21 protein-coding genes and 1 pseudogene are annotated in these 24,221 nt (G+C 29.2%); 4 read left to right on the forward strand and 18 right to left on the reverse strand.

The features are described from left to right. Nucleotides 1-61: 61 nt before the first annotated feature. Nucleotides 62-709 (reverse strand): bifunctional 4-hydroxy-2-oxoglutarate aldolase/2-dehydro-3-deoxy-phosphogluconate aldolase, encoded by a 648-nt coding sequence (locus KDK92_RS05335; protein WP_250858073.1) that lies wholly within the window; start codon nt 707-709, stop codon nt 62-64. A gap of 97 nt (nt 710-806) precedes the next feature. Further along, a complete protein-coding gene (locus tag KDK92_RS05340) occupies nt 807-1,817 on the reverse strand; it encodes a LacI family DNA-binding transcriptional regulator (RefSeq protein ID WP_250858075.1) in 1,011 nt (336 codons plus the stop codon). Between the two features lie 419 nt (nt 1,818-2,236). Between KDK92_RS05340 and KDK92_RS05345 the strand changes: the two genes are divergently transcribed. Next, the gene (locus KDK92_RS05345) at nt 2,237-3,646 is read left to right on the forward strand and encodes an MATE family efflux transporter (protein ID WP_250858077.1); all 1,410 of its coding nucleotides are present in this window, start codon (nt 2,237-2,239) and stop codon (nt 3,644-3,646) included. A gap of 215 nt (nt 3,647-3,861) precedes the next feature. Here the strand turns inward: KDK92_RS05345 and KDK92_RS05350 are convergent, their stop codons facing one another. The 4 genes from KDK92_RS05350 to KDK92_RS05365 all read right to left on the reverse strand — a co-directional run bounded on the left by KDK92_RS05350 (nt 3,862) and on the right by KDK92_RS05365 (nt 6,750). Beyond that, nucleotides 3,862-4,488, reverse strand: coding sequence for a COG3904 family protein (locus KDK92_RS05350; protein WP_250858079.1), 627 nt, complete (start codon nt 4,486-4,488; stop codon nt 3,862-3,864). A gap of 163 nt (nt 4,489-4,651) precedes the next feature. Continuing rightward, on the reverse strand, nt 4,652-6,001 hold the full coding sequence (locus tag KDK92_RS05355) for a B12-binding domain-containing radical SAM protein (RefSeq protein WP_250858080.1): 1,350 nt from the start codon (nt 5,999-6,001) through the stop codon (nt 4,652-4,654). Between the two features lie 44 nt (nt 6,002-6,045). Further along, nucleotides 6,046-6,261 carry a helix-turn-helix domain-containing protein gene (locus KDK92_RS05360; protein WP_250858081.1) on the reverse strand — a complete coding sequence of 72 codons (216 nt, stop codon included), beginning with the start codon at nt 6,259-6,261 and terminating at the stop codon, nt 6,046-6,048. Between the two features lie 9 nt (nt 6,262-6,270). Then, a complete protein-coding gene (locus KDK92_RS05365; RefSeq protein ID WP_250858083.1) occupies nt 6,271-6,750 on the reverse strand; it encodes a DUF2975 domain-containing protein in 480 nt (159 codons plus the stop codon). 274 nt (nt 6,751-7,024) lie between these two features. Here KDK92_RS05365 and KDK92_RS05370 point away from each other — a divergent pair, with 274 nt between their 5' ends. Beyond that, nucleotides 7,025-7,381: a NifB/NifX family molybdenum-iron cluster-binding protein gene (locus KDK92_RS05370; RefSeq protein ID WP_250858085.1), complete on the forward strand. Its 357-nt coding sequence runs from the start codon at nt 7,025-7,027 to the stop codon at nt 7,379-7,381. 120 nt (nt 7,382-7,501) lie between these two features. Here the strand turns inward: KDK92_RS05370 and KDK92_RS05375 are convergent, their stop codons facing one another. Together KDK92_RS05375 and KDK92_RS05380 are read right to left on the reverse strand one after the other, a co-directional pair. Beyond that, nucleotides 7,502-8,092 carry a hypothetical protein gene (locus KDK92_RS05375; protein ID WP_250858087.1) on the reverse strand — a complete coding sequence of 197 codons (591 nt, stop codon included), beginning with the start codon at nt 8,090-8,092 and terminating at the stop codon, nt 7,502-7,504. 719 nt (nt 8,093-8,811) lie between these two features. Beyond that, on the reverse strand, nt 8,812-9,246 hold the full coding sequence (locus KDK92_RS05380; protein WP_250858089.1) for a MarR family winged helix-turn-helix transcriptional regulator: 435 nt from the start codon (nt 9,244-9,246) through the stop codon (nt 8,812-8,814). Between the two features lie 445 nt (nt 9,247-9,691). Between KDK92_RS05380 and KDK92_RS05385 the strand changes: the two genes are divergently transcribed. Further along, nucleotides 9,692-10,921: a nuclear transport factor 2 family protein gene (locus KDK92_RS05385; protein WP_250858091.1), complete on the forward strand. Its 1,230-nt coding sequence runs from the start codon at nt 9,692-9,694 to the stop codon at nt 10,919-10,921. Nucleotides 10,922-11,024: 103 nt separating this feature from the next. On the opposite strand, the gene KDK92_RS05390 is transcribed toward KDK92_RS05385, so the two are convergent. From KDK92_RS05390 to KDK92_RS05420, 7 genes and pseudogenes are all read right to left on the reverse strand, one after another. Beyond that, nucleotides 11,025-12,065 carry an amidase domain-containing protein gene (locus tag KDK92_RS05390; protein WP_250858623.1) on the reverse strand — a complete coding sequence of 347 codons (1,041 nt, stop codon included), beginning with the start codon at nt 12,063-12,065 and terminating at the stop codon, nt 11,025-11,027. Continuing rightward, nucleotides 12,048-12,995 (reverse strand): annotated as a pseudogene (locus KDK92_RS05395) (M15 family metallopeptidase); the annotation flags it as partial. The pseudogene KDK92_RS05395 and the gene KDK92_RS05390, both read right to left, overlap by 18 nt. A gap of 555 nt (nt 12,996-13,550) precedes the next feature. Next, nucleotides 13,551-14,222, reverse strand: a complete 672-nt coding sequence (locus tag KDK92_RS05400; RefSeq protein ID WP_250858092.1) for a TVP38/TMEM64 family protein — start codon at nt 14,220-14,222, stop codon at nt 13,551-13,553. A 319-nt stretch (nt 14,223-14,541) separates the two neighbouring features. After that, nucleotides 14,542-15,909 (reverse strand): radical SAM/SPASM domain-containing protein, encoded by a 1,368-nt coding sequence (locus KDK92_RS05405; protein ID WP_250858093.1) that lies wholly within the window; start codon nt 15,907-15,909, stop codon nt 14,542-14,544. A gap of 187 nt (nt 15,910-16,096) precedes the next feature. After that, the gene (locus KDK92_RS05410; RefSeq protein WP_250858095.1) at nt 16,097-16,663 is read right to left on the reverse strand and encodes a TetR/AcrR family transcriptional regulator; all 567 of its coding nucleotides are present in this window, start codon (nt 16,661-16,663) and stop codon (nt 16,097-16,099) included. 197 nt (nt 16,664-16,860) lie between these two features. Next, on the reverse strand, nt 16,861-17,277 hold the full coding sequence (locus tag KDK92_RS05415) for a hypothetical protein (RefSeq protein WP_250858097.1): 417 nt from the start codon (nt 17,275-17,277) through the stop codon (nt 16,861-16,863). A gap of 451 nt (nt 17,278-17,728) precedes the next feature. Further along, nucleotides 17,729-18,262 (reverse strand): GNAT family N-acetyltransferase, encoded by a 534-nt coding sequence (locus KDK92_RS05420; protein WP_250858098.1) that lies wholly within the window; start codon nt 18,260-18,262, stop codon nt 17,729-17,731. Nucleotides 18,263-19,030: 768 nt separating this feature from the next. Here KDK92_RS05420 and KDK92_RS05425 point away from each other — a divergent pair. After that, entirely contained in the window at nt 19,031-19,603 is a 573-nt protein-coding gene (locus KDK92_RS05425; RefSeq protein WP_250858100.1) for a DUF5698 domain-containing protein, read from the forward strand. Between the two features lie 114 nt (nt 19,604-19,717). On the opposite strand, the gene KDK92_RS05430 is transcribed toward KDK92_RS05425, so the two are convergent. The 3 genes from KDK92_RS05430 to recQ form a co-directional block, all read right to left on the reverse strand. Continuing rightward, a complete protein-coding gene (locus tag KDK92_RS05430; protein WP_250858101.1) occupies nt 19,718-21,130 on the reverse strand; it encodes an NAD(P)/FAD-dependent oxidoreductase in 1,413 nt (470 codons plus the stop codon). Between the two features lie 167 nt (nt 21,131-21,297). Next, a complete protein-coding gene (locus KDK92_RS05435; RefSeq protein ID WP_250858102.1) occupies nt 21,298-21,774 on the reverse strand; it encodes a DUF5673 domain-containing protein in 477 nt (158 codons plus the stop codon). Between the two features lie 21 nt (nt 21,775-21,795). Then, nucleotides 21,796-23,991: a DNA helicase RecQ gene (gene recQ / locus KDK92_RS05440; protein WP_420852327.1), complete on the reverse strand. Its 2,196-nt coding sequence runs from the start codon at nt 23,989-23,991 to the stop codon at nt 21,796-21,798. Nucleotides 23,992-24,221: the final 230 nt, after the last annotated feature.

Raw genomic sequence — 24,221 nt, forward strand, 5'->3', positions numbered from 1 at the left:
TTCATTGTTCACGTGTGCATAATCTTTAAAATAAAAAGCTTATCCTAAGTCTAATGTATTCCTAATCATTTCTAGCTTCTTTAACTTTTTCAACAAACTTTTTTGCAGTTTCAGTAATTAATTTATAGTTTCCATTTTTCGCACCTGCTGTTAACTTTCCACCCACGCCTACAGCAACACAACCATTTTTTATCCATTCATCAACATTCTCTAAGCTTACTCCTCCAGTAGGCATTAAAACAGCATGAGGTAAAGGTCCTTTTATTGCTTTTATAAAACTAGGTCCAAAAGCGCTTCCAGGAAAAACTTTAATAATATCAGCTCCAGCTTCCATAGCTGTTACCATTTCTGTAATAGTCATACACCCTGGCATATAAGGTATTTGATATCTATTACAAAGCTTACAAGTATCTAAGTCGAAGGAAGGACTTACAATATACTGTGCTCCTGCTAGAATCGCTGTTCTTGCAGTTTCTGAATCTAGTACGGTTCCAGCACCAACAATTAACTCTTCATCTGAAAAAGTGTCTTTTAACGAACTAATAACTTCAGTAGCTCCAGGTACTGTATATGTGATTTCAATGGCAGAAACACCTCCATTAATGCAAGCTCTTGAAACTTTCTCAGCTTGTTCACTATTTTCAGCTCTTACAACAGCAACAACACCAGTATCTATAATTTTATTTATAGTTTTAATTTTCCCAATCACAATCTTATCCCCCTTATTTTTATTTCACCATTTATATACTTCAAACGAACAAATCAGTTATTGTTCACGTGTGCAATACTTTTAAAAATTGAAAGCTTTATATAAAGCTTTTAATTTTTTCAACAGATTTTCTAATAATTAATTCTGAATTAATATATGTAATTTCTTTATGATCTTTATCTGAGTCGATTATTTTTAGTAATTTCTTAGTACCTTCTTCAGATATTTTTTCTATATAACGTCTTACTGTAGTTAATTCTGGTGATGTGAATTTAGAAAACTCACTTTCATCAAATCCTACAACTGAAATATCTTCTGGAACTGATAGTCCTTCTTCTTCAATAGCTTTAATCGCTCCAACAGCCATATCATCATTAGAACAAAAAACCACTGTAGGTTTATCTTCATTTTCTAAGATTTTTTTCATTCCATTATAACCGCTATTTAAACTATATTCTCCATTTGCAATATAAGATTTAATTATACTAATATTGTTATCTATTAAAGCCTGTAAGTACCCTTTTTCTCTCTCTTCAGTATTTAAATAACCTTCCTTACCTTTAATAAACGCTATTTTTTCATGACCCTCTTGAATAAGATAATCCACTACTTTGTATGCTCCTACTCTATCATCTGATAGAAAACAACTTACATCTTTAAATTCTACTAATCTATTAACAACAACAATTGGTATATTATTTTTTTGGGAATGTACTATAAAATCATTATCTTTTTCACTTTGACTAACTAATATTATTCCATCAAAATGCTTGGCATTAATTAAACTATAATCATTATAATCTTCCACACCTCTTATTACTAAATTATAATTATCTTTAATAACCTTGTTCACACCAATAACAGCTTTATGAAAGAAACTTGAAGAAGTCCCTTTTCCTAATGATGTAAAAAACAATCCTATGTTATACGATTTATCTAATTTTAAGCTTCTAGCATTATAATTAGGTATGTAGTTATATTGTTTAGCAATTTCTTTTATTTTTGTCTTTGTTTCATCATTTACAAGTGGACTATTATTAAGTGCTCTTGAAACAGTAGTATGTGAAACATTCGCTAATTTAGCTATATCTTTTATTGTAATACTCATAAATATTCCTTCTTTAACTTTATTATATCTAAATGATATCACATATTGCACACGTGTTCAATACTTTTATTTATACTGATGGTTAATCAAATATTCAATGTTCCGATGAAAAGATTCAAAAATCCTTCTTCAGATAGAACAAATTATTACAGCGAATAAAATCAATATTTTAGATTATTCAATTCAAAAACCACATATATAGCTTAATTTTATTATTGACAAAGTATACTTTTTTGCTTATTATTATAAATGAATTTATCGGATAAATAATGATTAAAATTTAAATATATAGATATTAAAAAATATCTAAGTGTAGAACATCCACTTCAAAAAAACTCAAAGTGGATGTTCTATATTTTTTTGCAATTAATTAGCTTACTAATTCATTGATATATTGATTTTACGAAAGGAGTTTTTATATGTCATTTAATTTAATCAAAGACTATAGTAACAATAAAAAATGTTATAAGAATTTATTTATAATAACCTTGCCAATAATTTTACAAAACTTAATAGCATCATCACTTAATATGCTAGACACCATGATGATAGGTAAAGTTGGAGAAACCGAGCTTGCATCTGTGGGTATTGCAAATCAATACTACTTTTTATTCACTTTATTTATACTAGGTGTAAGTAGTGGTTGTGGAGTACTAATTGCACAGCTTTGGGGCAAAAAAGATAAGGATAATATAAGAAAGGTTTTAAGTAAATCTTTAACTGTATGTTTACTTATATCAGTATTTTTTGTCTTTGTAGGTCTTATAATGCCAGAAAAAATAATGGCACTCTTTAATAAAGATACATCTGTTGTGGCTATTGGTAGTGAATATATGAAAATAACAGTTATAAGTTATATATTTACAGGGATTACTTTTACTTTTGCTTCTGCTCTTAGAAGTATTGAAAATACTAAATTACCTATGTTTGCAAGTTTAGTAGGCCTTATTGTTAATGGAGTGTTAAACTATGCTCTTATATTTGGAAATTTCGGAATGCCTGAACTTAAAACTGAAGGTGCTGCAATAGCAACTCTTATTGCAAGAACATGCGAGTGTATAATAATATTATTTGGTGTTTATTTTAAAGATAAAGTATTAAACATAAAACTGAGTGATTTAAGGGGATTATCTAAAAAACTAACTAAAACATTATCAACTGTGACTATACCAATAGTTTTAAATGAAGCTTGTTGGGGACTTGGTAATGTAACATACATTGCAATTTACGCAAGAATAGGTACTCGTGCCGCTGCATCGATTCAAATATGTTCAACTGTAATGAACTTATTTATGATATTTACTTTTGGTCTTGCTTATGGTGCAGTAGTCATAATAGGAAATGAAATTGGTGCTAATAGAACGGATGTTGCTATAGAGTCCTCTAAAAGAATATCTACATTATCTATATTAATATCTATAGTTTTAGGTGTTTTACTTTTCATGTTGGCCAAGCCTATAATTTCTTTCTTTAATGTATCAGATGAAGTTAAAATAGCTTCAACTTATATACTATATGTATATTCAATTGTTATGGTTGTTAAGGTTTATAATGCGGTGATGCTAGTAGGAATACTTAGAGGGGGTGGTGATGCTACTTATGGTTCTATACTTCAAGGATTCACACTTTGGTTTATAGGTATCCCTCTAGCCTTTGTAGCTGCTTTTATACTTCATCTACCTGTGTATTTTGTTGTTGCCTTTACAGCCGTTGAAGAAATTACAAAAGTGTTCTTTATCATAAGAAGATTTAAGTCATTTAAATGGATAAGAAATATGGTAAATGATAACCCAGATAAAAATCTTACCTTAGCAGAACAAAGTATATAATTCAGGGACTGTAGTAGATTTGTGTTTACACAAATCTACTACAGTCCCATTTTTTTAAACCATCTATCTTACCAAACATTAATCTCTGTTATTCAATAACATAATATACTTTCTAATCATTCTTTATTATAGAGATTCCAAGTTAAAACTAAATTTATGCACACTCAAAACTCATAGAAACACTGGGATTTTGAGTATGTATAAATAAAGTTTAACTATGGATTCTCTATAGGTTGAGTTACCATGTTGTATTTTAATATTTCTTCTTCTGTCATAAAATATATATCATTTGCTGGTGCTGCATAAATTGTGTACCAGTAGAAATCATCTTTCCCTAACATATCTTCTATATATTTTCTGTTCATTTCATGATCTGGATGATCCTTTGGAAGATCTTTGGCTTCAGTACCGCTAGTATCACTCCATGAATGAACTCCTATCTTTGCCCCCTGTTCCATGGTTCTTTCATTTCCCGCAAGGAAAAAATCACTTCCACCAGAAGCAACTAGGCTTTCTTTTGTTAAGTGTGTATTTAACCCTTGCTCACGAATCCAACTACACATTGGGAAGTTCGCTTCATCATCATTAGACCCAGGAACTTCAAGCATAACAATAGTGGTTATTTGAGGATTTTCTGAAACAACCTTTTTTAGCTGTTTAGGAGTCTTGCTATTTATTTCACCATTCATAAAGAGCATTTCTCCATCTACTCTAAACTCAGTTATTTCTTTTGAATTAATAAAAACAGAATATGCCATCATTCTTGATTGAGGAATAAAAGCAAACACTCCAACTATCACAATCATTATTGAAAGTATAATTAAACTAATCTTTTTTTTCATTCTTTCACTCTCCAGTATATAGATTTCTTAACTTGTCTATCTATTATAGTACCTCATTTTGTAATGTGGTAGATTTGTAAGATTTCAAATACTGAGCAGGATTCTTTTGTAGATTTTCCAAAAATACCTTTATATCCATATAAGTAATTATAAATGCGATTTTTTATTTCAACGTTTTCACAAGAGCACTTCTTGTTTTTGATAACTGTTCATTTTTTATAATGAAATTCCATACTGGCTCAAATTTCTTCCATGCTCCAGCGTAAGTAAAATGTTTCAATTTCATTTTCAAATGCTCATGTTCACTTGATGACTTAATAATATTACCCCATTTATAAAAATTATTATAGGCTCTTTTATAACCCACTTCCATCTGCTCTTTTGAGATTTTGGGATGAGAAAAAACAAGATGCCTTGTATCATATAATTTCCATTCTTCTGTAAGTATTCTTCCTTCTTCTTTCATTTTTTCAAATAGTGCAGTTCCTGGATATGGTGTCAATATATGATTTGTAGCTGTTGTAATACCGCTATTTATTGCCCATTGAGTAGTTCTATCGAACACATCTAAATTATCTTTGTCTAATCCAAATATAAAACTACCATTTATCATTATGCCTAGCTGATCAAGTCGCTTAATTGCTCGCCTATAATTATCTACTAAATTCGATCGTTTATTTGTTAGCCTTATATTATCTTGATTAATACTTTCAAATCCAATAAATGCACTTCTGAAACCCGCTTCATAAGCTAGTTCAATCGTATCATCATCCAAGACAGAATCTACTGTAATTGCACCTTGGAAAAACTTATTCATACCTTTCATCTCTCTAAATAATTCTCTTGATAGTTTTTTATCTGCAAATAAATTATCATCTAAAAAATATAAATGTCTTCCTTTCATACTATCAATTTCTTCAAGAATCCTATCTATTTTGTAGGTATAAAATGATTTTCCACCTTTATAAAAAGAGCTTATATAACAAAAAGAACACCGATTCGGACATCCTCTAGAGAAAACCATTGAATTTGGTACAAGGTATTTTTCGCTTTTTATTAAATCTCTTCTTGGTAGTGGCAAATAGTCAAAAGAGACTGCTCCTTGATTATAATAATCTAACTCTTTACCTTCCCTTAGGTCTTTCAAAAACTTAGGAAAGCTACTTTCCCCAAGTCCAATTAACACTGTATCTGCATGCATCTTTGCCTCTGTTGGCATTGATGTCGCATGCACTCCACCTATTGCAACCTTTATCCCATTAGACCTATAGTGATCTGCTATTTTATATGCTCTATGTGAATTCGTTATATACGTTTCAATACATACTAAATCTGGTTCATCATCTAGTATAACTTCTTGTATGTGCTCATCAACAATTTCAATTTCATCGGACTCATCACACAACGAAGCAAGTGTTGCCAATCCCAGTGGTGGAAAAAGAGAATACTTAATTGGTCTCCAAAAGGGACTTTTTGCTTCTTCTAAAGCAGGTAGTATAAACTTAATTTTCATATAAAATATTATCCTCCTGTTCTAGCTTTTTTTATTTGAGTTATTTATAATACGTCCTCAGGTTCATACACTAATAAATCACCTGGTTGACATTCTAATACTTCACATATCTTTTCAAGTGTAGAAAATTTAATAGCTTTTGCCTTATTATTTTTAAGAATTGATACATTAGCAATCGTAATTCCAATACGCTCTGACAATTCAGTTACACTCATTTTTCGCTTTGCTAACATAACATCTACGTTTACGATTATTGCCATTTTATCACCTCATATTGTCCACTCATTCTCTTCTCGAATATCACTTGCCTTACTAACTAAATGCGAAATTGCAGCTGTTACTACTGAAAAAGCAACACCGGTAAACACAATGAATAACGAAGCAATTAAAACACCTGGATGGTTCATTCCAATGAATAAATATAGACAATTCATGGCAAAGAAAAACATTGCATCAATCATTGCTAGATGAGAAATCCGTTTTAGGATTTTTGCATTACTTTGTGTAAACGATTGATCATTGGCAATAGAAACAGCAATCTGCCAACCGTTGTAAAGCACTAAGTAACATGGAATAGCAGTAATGAGTATAAGTATCATCCAAGGCCAAAACCAGGATAAAAATTCAGGATGATAAGAGACAATGCTCATTCCAAAATAAGGTACCATCCAGGCATAAATTATTACTCCACATAATGCCATACCAATAATAATGATTTTTAACCAATATGCTAATTGTTGTTGATTCATGCTATCCCCCCTTATATACCTATATAATAACACGTCATTTATCACGTTTCAATATATTTTTATCGTAAAACGATAAATATTATATGTAGTACAATAAAACCACATAGTTTTCTATGCCATGCCTTTTATAAAGAAGCATCAAAATAATTAAACCATTTGTTTAACTCTTGACATATATCTTATACTTCTATATTATTTTATATAAAAGAGCATATGCCAATAATTACATAAGTGTATTATGCTAATTTAACTATTTTTTAGGGGGAATAATTATATGAAAATTGCATTACCATCTCGAGAGAATCGTATAGACGATCATTTTGGTCATTGTGAATACTTTACTGTTTTTACAGTTGACAAAGATAACAAGAACATAATTTCTGAAGAAAAGATTTCATCACCAGAAGGCTGTGGTTGTAAATCAAATATCGCACAAACTTTATCAGATATTGGTGTAACAATTATGCTTGCAGGTAATATGGGTGCTGGTGCAGTACGTGTGTTAAACAACGCTGGAATTGAAGTAGTACGCGGATGTTCAGGCGATCTTAAGACTGTTGCACTCAAATGGCTAGAAGGCATTATTTCTGATTCTGGTGATTCCTGTGATCACCATGAATGTCATAACTAAATCAATCAAAAGTAAAGCCCCTGTGGCTACCATAAAAAAATGTATATAAACGGAAGTGGGTATCCCCACTTCCGTTTATGTATTGCCAATTATAATTATACTCTAGTTACTACCCCTCTTTTAATTCCATAGTGCAGGTTCTTCGTAAAATTCCCAACGCACTATTTTATTTTCTGAATTAAAATAAATATTTAAATATAAATCATTAGATAAGCGTTCATGATATCCATAATAGGAATAGTAGTATGAAATAGTTTGTTCTAAATCTCCCTCGTTTTTATATCTTGTAAAAGAATATTCACCTAGAAGATTCTCTACTTCCGTTGCACTCATATTCTCTTTCAAATAATTTTTTGTTAGGTCGTCTATCATAAAATGCCTAATAGTTTGACTCTTCTTCCACTTTTCTGATGAAAAGTTAGTATATTGCATGCACACCATCTCATTAGCACCAATAATTATTATTAAACCAATTACAGCACCTATTATTGATGCTTTTCTGATATGTTTCTTATACTTCAACATAACAAAAATATTTGAAATTACCATTGCTATTAAGGGAATACAAATTACTGCATCCACTAAAAAATACTCTCCAGTTCTAATAAAAATTATGTAAAAAAACAATAAAAACAAACTAGCTACAAAAATAAACATCTCTCTAAGTGTAATTAGAAATATTCTTATACAATCTTTCATTATTTTAATCACAACCACCTCCATATGGCATAATAAAATACCACTCTTTTGTTTTCTAAATATCCTATACAGAATTCAAATTATATCTTAGGTACATGAAAAAAATAAACAAGTCAGATTGCGAAGTAATTTTGAGTATTTTCTAGGCACTCAATAACGAGCATACTGACTGTATGTAAGTGATTGAGTAACGACGAAAATACTCAAAAGGACGAGTAAGATGACTAGTTTATTTTTTGAATGTGCCTTATACCATTATAATCGTAAATAGTAAATGAGCAACAACTATGGAGGCTTATTAACAATAACTTCAAAGTTTAGATAAAATAAACGTGATTTATTTAAAAAAATTATTTAATATCATAAATATTTTCTTTATTATTGGTTAAACTATTATTGGATAAGTAGTAATCTAGTTAAGATTTACAGTAGCTCAATAGAGTTTTTTGTAAATCCATCAAAGATATTATATAGGTTATATTGCTTATATGGTATCGATGATAAGATTTTTCATTATAGATATTCTATGATGAGAGGTTATACTAAGATTAAGTACGGTGCTTTTTGTATCTTACTTAGTTGAACTAATTGTTATTATAGATGAATTTATCTATCTATAACGGCGATAGTAAGATTATTACGTACTCCAGTAGGCACTGTATTATTTTATAATACAGTGCCTACTTAAATTTATATTATATTTTATAAAATACAAATATCTTTAATAATTATTACTCTAAATCAAAGTTATTATTAAGCTTCTTTAATAACTTCAGTAATACTTCCTTTTCTTCTACAGAAAAATCTTTATATGCTGTTAAATAAACTTCTTTAGAAATATCATTAAATTTTTCTTCAATTTCTATACTTTTTTCAGTAGTTTTAACGTATGTTACTCGTCTATCTTCTTTACTCTTTTCCTTTTTTACATATCCTAATTTTGATAACTTGTTTACCAATACTGTAACAGTAGACTTGTCTTTCCCTATTAATTCCCCTATTTCCTTCATAGTTAGTTTTCCATCATTATCGTACAATACTGTAAGAATATTTCCATATGAAGGCACTAGATCATTCAATCCTTTTTCCTTCAATTTTTTTTCAATAAAATTAATCATTTTTTTCTTAGTTTTACTTATAAAATATACTATATATTTATCATTCATAATGTAACTCCTGTTTCTATCTATTATTTTTACATGCCTTACTTAATTATAATATTATATAAACTATTAATCAATTCGCAAGAAAATAGTTTGACATAAAACTATTTTATCATCATAAATAGTTTTGAATCAAACTATTTTACGAGGGAGTTTTTATAATGACTAATAATAGATTTAGAACAAGGAAGCCACTAAGGTAGAACTATAATTAACCTTGATTTATAGAGTGAAGTGATACTTATGAGATATGAAGGTACAGAGCTAATTTGATTAATAACTGTTCTTGAGCAACACTTATTCTTGAGATATGATAATATATGACTATGTACTAAAATATTACAAATAAGGCAAACAATAAAAATCGCATTCTTTTATAACCGTTCTCACTATTTTTATTGCTATATAACCTTTATTTGTATCAAAATTATTATTGGAGGTATTTCATATGACACGAAAAATATTAGTGAAACCTGAGGATATAATCGACATAAAGGATGTCTTAAGGAGATTTCAAGAGGGATATACAAATAGAAATGTGGACAATCTAGATAATTATATGAATGACTTATTTATCAATGATGATAGAATAATAACTGTAGGAACTTCTCGTAGTGAATGGTGTTTTGGTCTTAATGAGCTAAGAGAGTTACTTGAAAGCGATTGGAAATTTTGGGGAGATATTGTTGTTGATTCTGAGAATTCTAAAATTAATTCTAAAGACAGTACTGCTTGGTTTTTAGCTGATTGCACTCTAACTTGGGATACTCCTGAAGATTTTGATGAATGGTGTGAAGACTTAGTAGCAGATTATTTTGAAAAAGAAGGACGTTATATAAACTATAAGTTAATGTCAAAGTTGGCAATGATGAATTTAAAATTAGCCTGTTTAATAGACTCCTCACACGGGAAAAAAGGACTTAACGTCCCTTTGCCTGTAAGATTATCAGGTGGACTAATTAAGAAAAACGATAAGTGGTTTATTAACAAACTACACTTCTCAACACCTATGTCAAGTTACCCTGAATGGAGAATAGATAGAGATAATGTTGATTCATTGAAGTATTATAACGAAGTAAAAGAGAGAATGATTAAATTTAACAAAAAGTATAGTGGCGAATCCAGAGAAACTATTATTGAACTTCTTAATGGCTTACAAATTAAATATTTATGTAAAACCGCCAATGTAAAAGATACTATAAAGAATATGTTTTTATCCTATGATGATATATATGTAGTAGACCCTAATGAGAATCCAGCTGCTATAGGTAGTGAAAACATTGAAAAAATGATATTACAACAGAGAGAAAAATGGGATGAAATGAAACTTAATATTAACGAATCAATTATAAGTATTGAAGGAGATACAGCATCTATTGTTTCATGTGGTCTTTTAAAGAAAGCTTCAACCTCAGATGAATTACTCTCAAAAGAGTGGAATAATATTAAAGAAACTTTACAAAAAGAAGGGAAAGGTACAGACAAGCTATTAGAAGTACAAAAACAAATTGCTTATGCCTTCAAAGAATTATCATTTGGTGAAGAGTCTTTGTGGGAATTTAGATTTGAAGCTTTAGCAGTAAAAGAAGAAAATAAATGGAAATTCCATAACATTCAATTTTCTTACCCTTCATTATATGTACTTGACGGAAATTATAACATGACACCTTTACTTTAATAATTTCTATATTCAAAGCCAATAATATCTTTATAATTACTTTCTTATAAAGGTGTAAATAAACTCTTGGACCTAATATCCAAGAGTTTATCTATATATTATATTAATAATTTACACGAACAAGCCAAAATTTAATTTTCTTATTGTTCCACCCAAGATCCCATGGGACATTGTCTCTATCTGTATTGTGACAAGTAACTAAAGAATAACCTTTGGAATCAGCTCCAGTTACAACAGATATATGAGTAACTTTACCTTTCTTTTCATATGCTACAAAATCTCCAGGCAATAGTTTATATGCTGCTTTATATACTTTCTCATAATCTCCATATGCTATTAATGATGCTCTACCATTGTAAATCATATAGTTTTTAAACTTTCCTGAATTTAGCCATGCTCCAGTAGCTCCACCTTTATTATAATTCCAAGCACGATTTTTAGAAAACTTTCCTCCCTCAAATAAAACTTGAGAAGCAAAGTTTGCACAATCTCCACCTTTAGGATTATAATTTCTATATTCTTTATTATACTTAAAACCGTATTTTTCTTCACTTGCAGCACCACAATATCTCCGAGCGTACTCAACAGCATTTTGCCTTCGTTCCCCTATATCTGAAAAATCTCTTGAACTTTGAGAAGTTATAAATTCTTTTATTGAATTACCTTTTAAATTTTCTAAATTCAGAGAATCTGCAAAGGGGTCCTTATACCATTCCTTTGTAATTACCCATTTATCGTCCTTCTTCATTATATTCATAAAATGAGTAGTTCCTATTCTAGCTTTATTTACTTCTCTCAGATTTTCATAAACATACTTATACTCTGTTGAACATACTAATGAGACTGTATATTTTTCTTCATTTCCTTTAATCTTTTTAATCATTACTATAGAAGATATATCATTAAACTTTACCCCTTGTTTTTGTTCCCAATTATGAATATAATTTACCTTCTTTTTTTCATATTCGTATGCCCAAACTCCATATTTGGTTTTTGTATCATAAAAAGATTCTATACCCTCCAAATCTCTATTTAATATAGCTTTATTTCTGTTTTTAAAAATTTGATTTATGTAATTAGCAACATCTTCATTGAAATTAGTATTAGTGGTTAATTCCTTTTTAGATTCAAAAGCTTTATTGATTTTCTCAATATAGTCTTTTACGATATCTTCTTCAATTGGCGCACCATTGTACCAAGCTTCCCCATTCTTGTATTTGTCACCAAAATATCTGGCTTTTAAAATAATTTCAGGTCGATACTCAAAGTGTAAAATATCAAAATGCGACCATTTACCTCCCCAGATGAAATTATGTTTTTCAAATATTTCAACAACTTCCTTAGGAAACGAAACTAATCTTTTTTCTCCCTCTTCCCTAGAAGTCCATTTCCAATAATCTCTATTATCACGCTTTAGATCAATAGCAATTCCAAATGAATGTGGACTTAATCTATTAGTTCCTGAAATATAACGGTAGTTATATGTGCCATTGGCAGGAAAAACGTAAGAATAAATATCCTTTCTTTGTTCCGAAAGAGATTTAATTTCTTTCATAACAGCTTCTAGATTTTCTGCAGCTTTATTATTACCATTGAATTGATAATATCTATATCCTATATTTGCATTCTTTAGATTAGATTCAATCTGCTCCTTTGACCCACCATAAACTTCACTCAATAAGCTATATACCCTAAACCGACCTGGGTCAAAATTTTCATCCATTAATTCAGTGATCGCTTCTAAAGTATACCTTTGTTCCATCATATCCTGTAAATCTGGGTCAGCTAATTTTTCATCATAATTCTTTTCCTTCTTATCATCATAAAGAATTTTTTCACCTGATTTCATTAATAGATATACCATTCCATTATCATCACATTCTATATCTTCAATGTACTCAGGATAAGCTAACATTAAAGCTAGAAGGTCCTGTTTTATTGTCACATTATAGCTATTTATACTTGGTTTATTAACGAAATCACTTTCATCTGAAGCTTTTACTGAAAATTTCGTATTTACCAATAAAAAAAGAACCGTTATACAAACTGTTAATTTCTTTACACTCATTTTCATACCTAATACCCTTCTTTTTGTATATAGATTTAGATGTATATATATTAATATTAGATATTTCATAAAAAACATACTGTATATTTAAATAAATATTATGTTATAAATACTGGTTATCGTTTAATATGATTTGATTTAGTTTTAATACTATGTTATTATTAATTAAATGAATATTCACTTATAGTTTTAGAAACAATATCTGGTATAAAATTAATATTATTATACAAAGATCACCACTTTAAAAATACATATTAATTTTATAATACTCAGCAGAGTTTTACGCATACGAATTTCGTAAGCTTACCTGTCAAATTTCCACTTTATTTAATTTTTAATATTAGGCGTAATTTTATAATAGATATATTTGATGGTTTTATTCTCTGCTGATTTTAAAACCGCATTAAGAGATATTCATCATTATAATAGGGACAGTTCATAAAATATTATTAACTGTCCCTATTATTTATTTCTCCATCTTAGTCTAACTTCTATATAAAGTAGTTTATTTTTAAATATACTTATACTTTTTTTCATACTCTGAAGCTTTAAATTTCTTCTCTAATTATCTTCTTTCATAAATTTTTGATGGACAAAAAAGGACCCTATAGAAAGTAGAATAGTCATTATACATGAAGCAATGAATATTGGGGATGTTGGGTCTGTAATGGTTGTTCCTAAAAAAGTTGCAGCAATCATCCTAGGTAATAAGCCTACTATTGAACCTAAAACATACTTTTTATAGCTGATTCCCATTGCCCCTAGAGACATACTGACAACATCTCCAGGTAATATCCCAATCATTCTCAATATATATGAGATAAACCATTCATGTTTTGATTTAATAGTTTGAAGCTTTCCTACATTTTTATATTTTATAATCAGTCTATCTAATAAACCTTTACCACAAAATCTACCTAACCAATAAGGTATAGATACACAGACAAACAGTCCAAGTAGATTGATAAGTACTCCCCACAAGGGAGAAAATATCATCCCTGAACTAATATAAAGTGCCATTAAGGGAAATACAACACTTAATGATTTAACCATATACATCCCAATAATTGTGATTGCCGCTAAAAAATAACTTTTAGGAACATAGTTTAACATTTCCTCAACAGTTATTTCCCCCCAATAGCAACTTATTAGAATAGCAATAATTATAATACTTATAATTGGCAAAATACGTAAAGCCAATAAAATTGAATTTATATATTTATCACGTATCAAAGTTTATAATCCTCCTGTAAGCTACACTTAATGTAACTATTTACATTAAGACAATATTTTATTATTAAAATATTGTCTTAGCTTTATACCCCTTGTTTTTACTGCGTTTCTAAATTAAAATGATCCACCCATCTTTTCAAGGAGCAATAAAACATTTATGTCATATTTTACATTATAAGATATAAAAATACGAAGTTCAAATTTATTTATATTTGAACTTCGCATTTTTTAGCAAGTGCTGCAATCTCAATAATTTTACGTCCTGTTAACTAATTATAGCATGTCCACCTATTTCAAATTTTATTGAGTAGTATCTTTCTTATTTGCAATTACTACATGTCATACATAAATGTGATTCTTCCCAAAGTTCTTCTGCAACTGGTGCCCATTCTTTAGAAGCTTCAATAGTCTTATTTGTAAGATCAACTACATCTTCTCTATCCATTGGTTGTGTTGATTTTGCCCCTGATTCCTGTACCATTTTCTTAAGCATTTCTGGATTATCTAGTAAAGGACAAGGTCTAAGCATATTTTCATTAAATGGTTGATGTTTTCTATATTGTTGGAATAAAGGTTGTTGAAGTGCTTCTATAAGACTTACTTCTTTAATGTTAGCAGTTGAATAATGTATGAATGCGCATGGTTCTACATCACCATTAGCATTGATATGAAGATAATTTCTACCTCCAGCAATACATCCATTAACATATTCTCCATCATTCCAAAAGTCCATTGTAAATAACGGTTTTGTTTTTCTATATTCACGTATTTTATAGTACATATGCTTTCTTTGCTCTGGTGTTGCTAAAAGTTCTGGTACTGCATCTTTTCCAAGTGGCATATATGTAAAGAACCATCCAAAATAGCAACCTTTTTCTATCATAAAATCTATATATTCTTCTGATGAAATTGTTTCTTCATTCTTACTGTGATAACATGAAGAGAAACCAAATGGTATGCCATGGTCTCTTAAAAGATCCATTCCATCAATTACTTTCTTATATGTACCTTTTCCTCTTCTCATATCAGTATCTTCTTCAAAACCTTCTATACTAATTGCAAATGTAACATTTCCAACTTCTTGGAGTTGTTTAGCATACTCTTCATCAAAAAGTGTTCCATTTGTAAATGCTAAGAATACACAGTCGTTATGTTCTTTTGCAAGTTTGATTATATCATGTCTTCTAACAAGAGGCTCTCCACCTGAGAAAATATACATATGAGTACCAAGTTCTTTACCTTGCTTGATTACACTACTTAATGTATCATAATCCATTGAATCATTTTTCTCATATTCCGCTGCCCAACACCCTATGCAATTAAGGTTACATGCTGAAGTCGGATCCATTAGTATTGCCCAAGGCACATTACAATCATATTTTTTCTTACTCTCGTCTATTTTTCTTAAACCTTCTATTCCAGCATTAATCGCGAAATTCATTAAAATTGTTTTTCTTATGTTTGGATGAATTTCAGTCATTAAATTTTCAATAAAAGTATGCCAATTACTGTCTTCATCTTCCCAAACTTTTACAATTGCCTCGTATTGTTTTCTTGTTGCATCTAGCATTGGTATCTTTCCAGCCCAATCAGCTAACTTTGAAATATTATTAATTGGATCTTTTTCAAGATATTTAATTCCTTCCTTAAGAACCACCTTGCTTAATAATTTTTTTGTTGATTTCATAGTACTTCTCCTCCTTTAAAATACAAATCATAATAAACTAATGATCAATATAATTAATAGTTTGAAAACATAATCTATTTAAAAATTAATAAAAAGGCTTGTTTCATGCGTCTGGATAAAGAAACCTATGTTTCGATGCAACTACGGTTGTTGACTTTATAACTTTCAAGCTACTCATTTTTAATAATTAAAGTGATGATATAGCAGATATAATATTTTCATTATTAAAGCCCTTTCCCTCAGAAACTTGCTTAATAATAAACATAATACTAGAGTAGTGTATGAGCTCTAGCCTTTCTTTTTTGCAATTAACTTTATCCTTAGCGCTTTGTAAAGCAATTTGATTAATAGAATGATGTAATGTTTTTATTCTTTTATTAATTCTTTCAAACATTTCTCCTTCTTCTCGTTTTATTGCAATCCAAATCTCAATAAGAAGTAATACTATGTTATTATTGTCGAATTCTTCATGCCATTTATTATTAAGATATTTTATTTTATTAATTAATGCCATTTCAGAATTATCATCAATAGCCTTAATGTCTTTTTCGATAGTTTCAATAAGATAATACACAGTATTTTCAAATATTTCATCCTTGTTTTTAAAATAATGATACATTGTTGTACGCTTCATATTACAACTTTCAGTTATATCAGTCATGCTTGCTTTGTAGTAACCTTTTTCAACAAAAACATTAAAGGCTTTTTTTATTATCTCAATCCTAAGTGCTTGCGAATCAACTATTTTAGGCATTCATCATTTCCTTCCTCGTATATAAGTATTAAATATCACTTTTTTCGACACCTGTGACTAAAATAATTATAACTATTATAGTCACAGGTGTCAATATAAATTTTCTAAAATAAACCATATGATTAATAATAAGGGAACAATTCATATAGTTTATGAATTGTTCCCCTTATTATTAATTATTCAAGATTTAGAGTATACTACTTAACTCTACTCCAATCCCAGCGATTTTTCACCTTTTTACACTCTTTTATATTCATCTTTTTTATAAATTTTAATATAAAATAATCCCCAACTAACGAACCATAACCAATTATTAGTGAAATGATATTACCATTTTTAACTTTTACAATATTGTTTATTGCTTCAACTTCTTCTATATTTGTAGATTGCCCAATTCTAAGTAATGCTTCCAAACTATCTATGGATACTTGACCTAATAATACTGATAAAGAACAAAACATTCCTATTAAAATTACAGCAATAAAGCCTAAATTTATAATTCCACTATCAGTACCATTTTTTCCAATTAAAATATTTCTAACAAAAATTACAACTGTAAAAATAAATAATAATAAAGCTAAGGAAATATTAATAAGCGAAAACCACGTAAACATATAGTCACCCCATTTTAAATATAATTACTCTTTCTATTAGATTAATTTTACCATTTATGTAATAAATATTTATTATATATGTATTATAACATCAGATACAATATAATGCAATATATAATATCAAATAACCTTTAATAGAGATTATATTATTATTTTACATCTTATTTCTCAACACATGAACTCAACCAAAACAACTCTTTGGTTGTTTCTTAAAGAAAAATAGCACTAAATAAAAGATATTTATATTTTGAGTGTCTTCATCGTGCATTTTTTTAACAGATCATATTTTCTAAAGTAAATGAAACTTTAGAATGTTGATGATTTAAATGTAAGGCTATGTTTTAATATAATTTGAAATATAGCAAAAAAAATTATAGATGGGATTGTCCACCTATAATGCTCAATATAAGAAGATTATGAATTGAAATACTTTGGATTAAACTCAAACATTTTATAACTTAAGGGAATAATTATTTTTTTCGATTTTATACAAATAAATGCTGATTATAATTTCATTGCCTTCCATATCTTCTTTATAAGACTCATCATCAATCTGTCTTATTCTTTTGAATCCTAATCTTTCAAGCAGTTTCCACGAATTCTCATTATTTATGTCACAGTCGCCATATACTTCTTTCACATCAACTGTATTAAATAGGTGTTCTAAAAGTTTTTTGCCTGCTTCTGTCGCATACCCCTTCTTCCCATAATCAGGATTAAAATCAAAATCCATAGAATAATCATCGTCTTCGTCCACAAAATATCCTATACTTCCTATAACAACATGTTTATCCTTAAGTTCGACAACGAGTCTACTGTCTTTATCCTGCCATTCTTTAATCAGTTCTTTAACCTCATCTTCTGACATAGGATAAAAATCTTCATACCTTGCTACTTCTTCATTGCTGAAGTAGTCATATATGTCGTTGAAGTCCTCAATTCTATAATTTCTAAGTATAAGATGTTCTGTCTCCAAACATATCATTTACTTTCCCTCCTATCAGTCTAATAAATAATCTTAATTTACTATTAATTACGATTGTTTATTAGATTATAGTTTTATACAACACTTATCATAACATAATTTACAAAATATTACACACGCTATACATATATTGGCTCTCTATTTTTTAAATATCCCCCTTACCCTCTTCAAGCATATTTTTTCAGTTTTAAAACTTGCATTAATTCTAAATACATGATATAATACACAGAACATAAGTTGAACAAGCCTTTGTTTAACTTCATATTAAGTTTTTTAAAATTATATTATTAAGGTGTACAACTTTTCATTAAAACCTACGAAATAAAATCATTTAGTTAGAATATCTTCTTTATTTTTCATTTTGATTAAATTTTCCGGATTTTTAAAGTGTTATAAATGTAATTTTTATAAACCTTATTAGGTTGTTATTGTTATGCAAATTTTTAATAAATAGCTTATTCCTTATTAAAAAATACGTAGGAACTAAGTTTTATTTTCCATGCAAAATTTTAAGTTTTCTATAAGATTGATACTCATATCCGAAATCAACACATAGAACATAAAATTTCATAGTAGATTTGATAATTACATAACTTTAAAGGATTTTAACTCAAATTTTAATTTATACAAGTCCATAACTCGATGATGCGCCGAGATTTTGGGACGTGATAAATTAATTTTCGTAATAAAACCCTATAATAAGAGTGTTAAATAATATATAACTTCATATGAACAATAAAAAAATAAATTCCAAAGGAGGAATATACTATGACATTAATTTTTGAACTGGCAACTTTATTTTTAATAACTGCCTTTACTAATGTTCTTGGAACATTAAAAACACTATTGATTTCTAAAAAAATCATGAACCCTGTATATTTAGTAGTATTCGTTGATGCGATGATATTTGCTACTATAGTATCTAAAGTAACTAGCTCGGTGGGTATTCACTATACATTAGCATTCGCACTAGGTAAAAGTATGGGAGTATTTATCGGAGGTAAAGTTGACGATAAATTAGCATTAGGAATAATTGAGATTGATCTTTTCTTATCAAATAAAGATAAGATGATAGCTGTATCTGAATCTTTAAGAACTGTTGGATATACTGTAAACAACTATCCAGTAAGGGGTAACCACGGAGATAGACGTTATAAAATCGAAGTTGTTATCAAGAAAAAAGAATTTAAGATTTTCGAAAATATACTTGAGAAATACGATATATACGATCCAACAATGAAGATCAAAAACGTTTCTAAAATACATGGTAAAATAACACCAACAAATGTTATACCAGCACAGAAAACTTTCTTTAAAAGAAAAAGAAGACTTTCAGCTTAAAGCGCACGAAAGTCTTCTCCACGAATATATAGTACAAGCATTGCAAGGTACCGCTTGTACTATCCTTCGCCCCTTGCACATTTATGAACCGTCCTCATCTTTTCCTTATCTTACCTATCTATTTTCACTTTCCTCAATTATCTTTCTTCCCATAAGAACACCCATTACAGATGCCATCATAAGTCCTCTAGTCCATCCACTTGAATCTCCAAGACAATGTAATCCTTTAATATTAGTCTCAAAATTCTCTGTAATCTTTATCTTATTACTATAGAATTTTATTTCTGGACCATAAAGTAATGTCTCTCTACTAGCAAATCCTGGAACAACAGTATTCATAGCTTTTATAAAGTTTAGTATATTTAACATTGTTCTATATGGAATTGCTGATGTGATATCACCTGCAACTACATCTGGAAGTGTTGGCTTTAAATTTGACTGTGTTAACTCATGTTGCCAAGTTCGTTTCCCATCAAGTATATCTCCATATCTTTGGGCTAATATTTTTCCATCTCCAAGCATATTAACTAATTCTGCAACCTTCTTACCATATTCTATTGGCCTATTGAAAGGTTCAGAAAAATTGTGAGAGCTCAATATAGCTAAATTTGTGTTGTTGGATTTCTTCTCTTTATAAGAATGTCCATTCACCACTGCTAAATCATTATCATAATTCTCCTGACTAACGAATCCTCCTGGATTTTGACAGAAAGTTCTCACCTTGTTTCTGAATGGTTCTGGATATCCTATAAGCTTTGACTCATAAAGAACATTATTTACTCTTTCCATAACTTCATTTCTAACTTCTACCCTTACCCCAATATCAACAGTACTTGCTTGGTGGTCAATATCATGTTTAATGCACATACTTTTAAGCCAATCAGCACCTTTTCTTCCTGTTGAAACTATTACTTTTTCTCCTTCAAATACCTTTTTCTCACTACTTCTTAAATCTTCTACATCTATTCCTTTTATAACTCCATCTTCAATTATTATATCTTTAACACCATGCTCAAATATTACATCAACTCCTTTTTCTATAAGAGTTTTCTGTATACTATAATAAATCTCTTGAGCCTTCTCAGTACCTAAATGTCTTATTGGACAATCCACTAATTTCAATCCTGCTTCAATGGATTTCCTTCTAATTTCTTTAATCTCTTCATTATTTCCAATTCCCTCAATCTTCGTATCTGCGCCATATTCTATATAAATTTTATCTGTATAATCAATGTATTCCTGAACAAATTCATTACCGATCAATTCTGGAAGATCTCCTCCAACCTCATAGCTCAGCGATAGCTTTCCGTCTGAAAAAGCTCCTGCTCCTGAAAATCCTGTTGTTATATGACAATAAGGTTTACAAGAAACACATTTTTTTGTTTTCTCTTTAGGACAATACCTCTTATCAATACTTCTTCCCTTTTCAACTAAAAGGATCTTTTTCTCAGAATTATTTCTCACCAATTCAAGAGCTGTAAAAATCCCTGCTGGTCCAGCACCTACAATAATAACATCATAAACCATAAATTCTCCTCCTTAAAACGAGTTTGCGAACATTCGGTTATGATTTAAAAAAATCTTTCGTGTTCTACTTTTTTATTATACCTTACCTTTCCTCTTTAATCAAACCAAAATAAAAAAATCAGCTCATTATCATAATGAACTGATTTTATATAATTAATTATTATTCTCTACTTTTTCATGTATTTTTTTAAAAGCCTATCAATCTCTTTTTTCTGTTTATTCTCTACTGTTACAACTCCATGTGTTAATCTAGATGGTATTCTTAGAACAATATTTAATTTATTATCATTCCACTCATAACTCTCAACATGCTCCCAACTTACCGCCAAATTATTATACATTATCCCACTTCTCGAAATAATGAAATTGTTATGTTCCATGTATAAAAGACAACATATATAAAAGCATAGTGACATACTAAAGACAGTTCCATCATTTAATCCTGATTTAACCGCACCTATAATAGCAGTTAGTGCTACTAATGCAAGCACTACCCCAAACAAAAGTTTAACAGTGCTTTTTGTTTTAACCTTACCTTGATACATATTAGTTCCAAGTCTAGCTTTTGTTTTTTTATTATTGTACAATAAGATTCCCGCTATAACCACCATACCTATTGAAAAAATAATTTTAATAGTAAACATCACGTAACTCCCCCTAAAACATTATTTTATCTTTAAAGCCTCTTTTATAAGTTTAATCCAAAAATATTCTACCTCTTCTGGTAGCTCTTCTTTTATTGGTCTTAATAGTTCAGAATCCATCTCATTTATTTTTTCCTCAATCAAAGATACATATTTTTCAGGTACAAATTCATCAATTGTAAGATCATATCCTTCACTAAATGCTTTAACTATATGACCTTCAACCGAAATTTGTTTTATCTCTCGCTCTTTACAAATCTCTTCTATACTCTTACCTTCTTTATACATCTCATATGTGATCTCAAAGCTCTTTATTTTATCGGATTTACTATTAGTGACTGTTTTAACACTTTTTTTATTCTCTATTTTAGCCTCATTCTTGTTACTATTCATCACTCTATTATTTATAATTCTATTGTTATTTATCTCTTCATCACTAACATTTTTTTCTTCAATATATTTTAAGGTTGCTTCAATAAATTGTTCTCCATAACTTTTCAGTTTCTGCTCTCCAACTCCCTTTACCATAAGGAACTCCATCTCATTTCGAGGATATATTATAGACATATCTCTCAATGCTGCATCTGAGAAGATTAAATATGGTGGAACCTTCTCATTATCAGCTATATTCTTTCTTAAGTCCTTAAGTTCATTAAAGAATATATCATTTTCAATAATAGTATCTTTAACAATAGGTAGCTTAATCAGCAACTTTTCTTTTGATTTTAAGATATCTATAGATTTATTGTTTAACCTGAGTACAGGATATCTGCTTTTTGTAACGTCTAAATATCCATCTGCTGTTAATTTATTAATAAGCATTGATATCTTCTTAATAGTTTGATCTCTCATAAGTCCATAAGTACTTATCTGGTTTAATCCATTGCTTATAATCTTCTTATTTCTAGATCCTTTAAGAGTTTCAGCTATTACCCCTGCACCATATAATTCCTTAGATCTGTATACACAAGAAAATATTTTTTGAGCCTCTATTGTTATATCATGAACCTCGTAATCTCCGTGACAACTGCTACAGTTACCACACTCTTCATACTCAACAGATTCACCAAAATACTCTAGTATATATTTTCTCAGACACCTAGTCGTATTAGAATAATCAATCATATTTCTAAGTTTTTCATATTCCATTGTTTTTAAGTTCTCTGGAAGATTACTATTATCTATGAAGAAACTCTGGACATTTATGTCCTTTGGGTCAAAGATTAAGATACATTCACTATCTTCTCCATCTCTTCCTGCTCTTCCAGCCTCTTGATAATATGCTTCAATATTTTTAGGAATATTGTAATGTATTACGAATCTAACATTTGATTTATCTATACCCATACCAAATGCATTAGTTGCTACCATTATATCTACATTATCAAAAGAAAAATCATCCTGTGCACTACTTCTACTTTCTTCACTTAATCCCCCATGATACAAGGCCACCTTAATATCATTCTTAGAAAGAAACGTATAAAGATATTCACAATCCTTTCTAGTAGATGCGTACACTATTCCTGTATGGTCTTTATTTGCTCTTATATAGTTAAGAATATATTCTTTTTTATCATCACATTTCTCAACTTGAAATTTTAGATTTTCTCTATCAAATCCTGTTGTCAATGTGTATGGCTCTCTCAATCTTAAAAGGTTTATTATATCCTCTTTAACCCTATCTGTTGCAGTAGCAGTGAATGCACATACAGTTGGCCTCTCCTCAAAAGAACTTATGAAGTCTTTAATATATCTATAACTTGATCTAAAATCATGTCCCCATTGAGATACACAATGTGCCTCATCTATGGCTACCATAGAAACATTCACTGTGTACATCAACTCAATGAATTTCTGTGACTTCAATCTTTCTGGAGCTATATAAACCAGTTTGTAATGTCCATATATTATTTCCTGAAATCTGGCTTCAACTTCTCTCTCATTTAATGTACTATTTATAAATGTAGTCCTAATTCCCATATGATTAAGACCATCTACTTGATCCTTCATAAGTGATATAAGAGGAGATATTACTATTGTTACTCCTTCTAGCATCAATGCAGGAAGCTGAAAGCATATTGATTTACCTGCACCTGTTGGCATAATTCCTAATATGTCTTTTCCATTTAATATATTTTCAATAATATCTAACTGACCTTTTCGAAATTCATCATAACCAAAATATTTTTTAAGGTTACTCCTTAATTCTTCTCTAATCATTATATTTTCCCTTTCATGAAAATTCTTTATTGTAATCTCATTTTCTTATTTATCTCTAATATTTATTATACAGTCCAAGCTACTCTCTTTCCAACAGTGTATATTGGGTATATATTTAATTGTTACCTTATACATATCCCTAGAAGCTTTATCCTATCTTAGGATGATGCATTCAAAATATATATTTTTTGAAACTCTTTAATTAATTATTGCCTAACTAAATCATT

Source organism: Oceanirhabdus seepicola, assembly GCF_023684385.1.
GTDB lineage: Bacteria > Bacillota > Clostridia > Clostridiales > Clostridiaceae > Oceanirhabdus > Oceanirhabdus seepicola.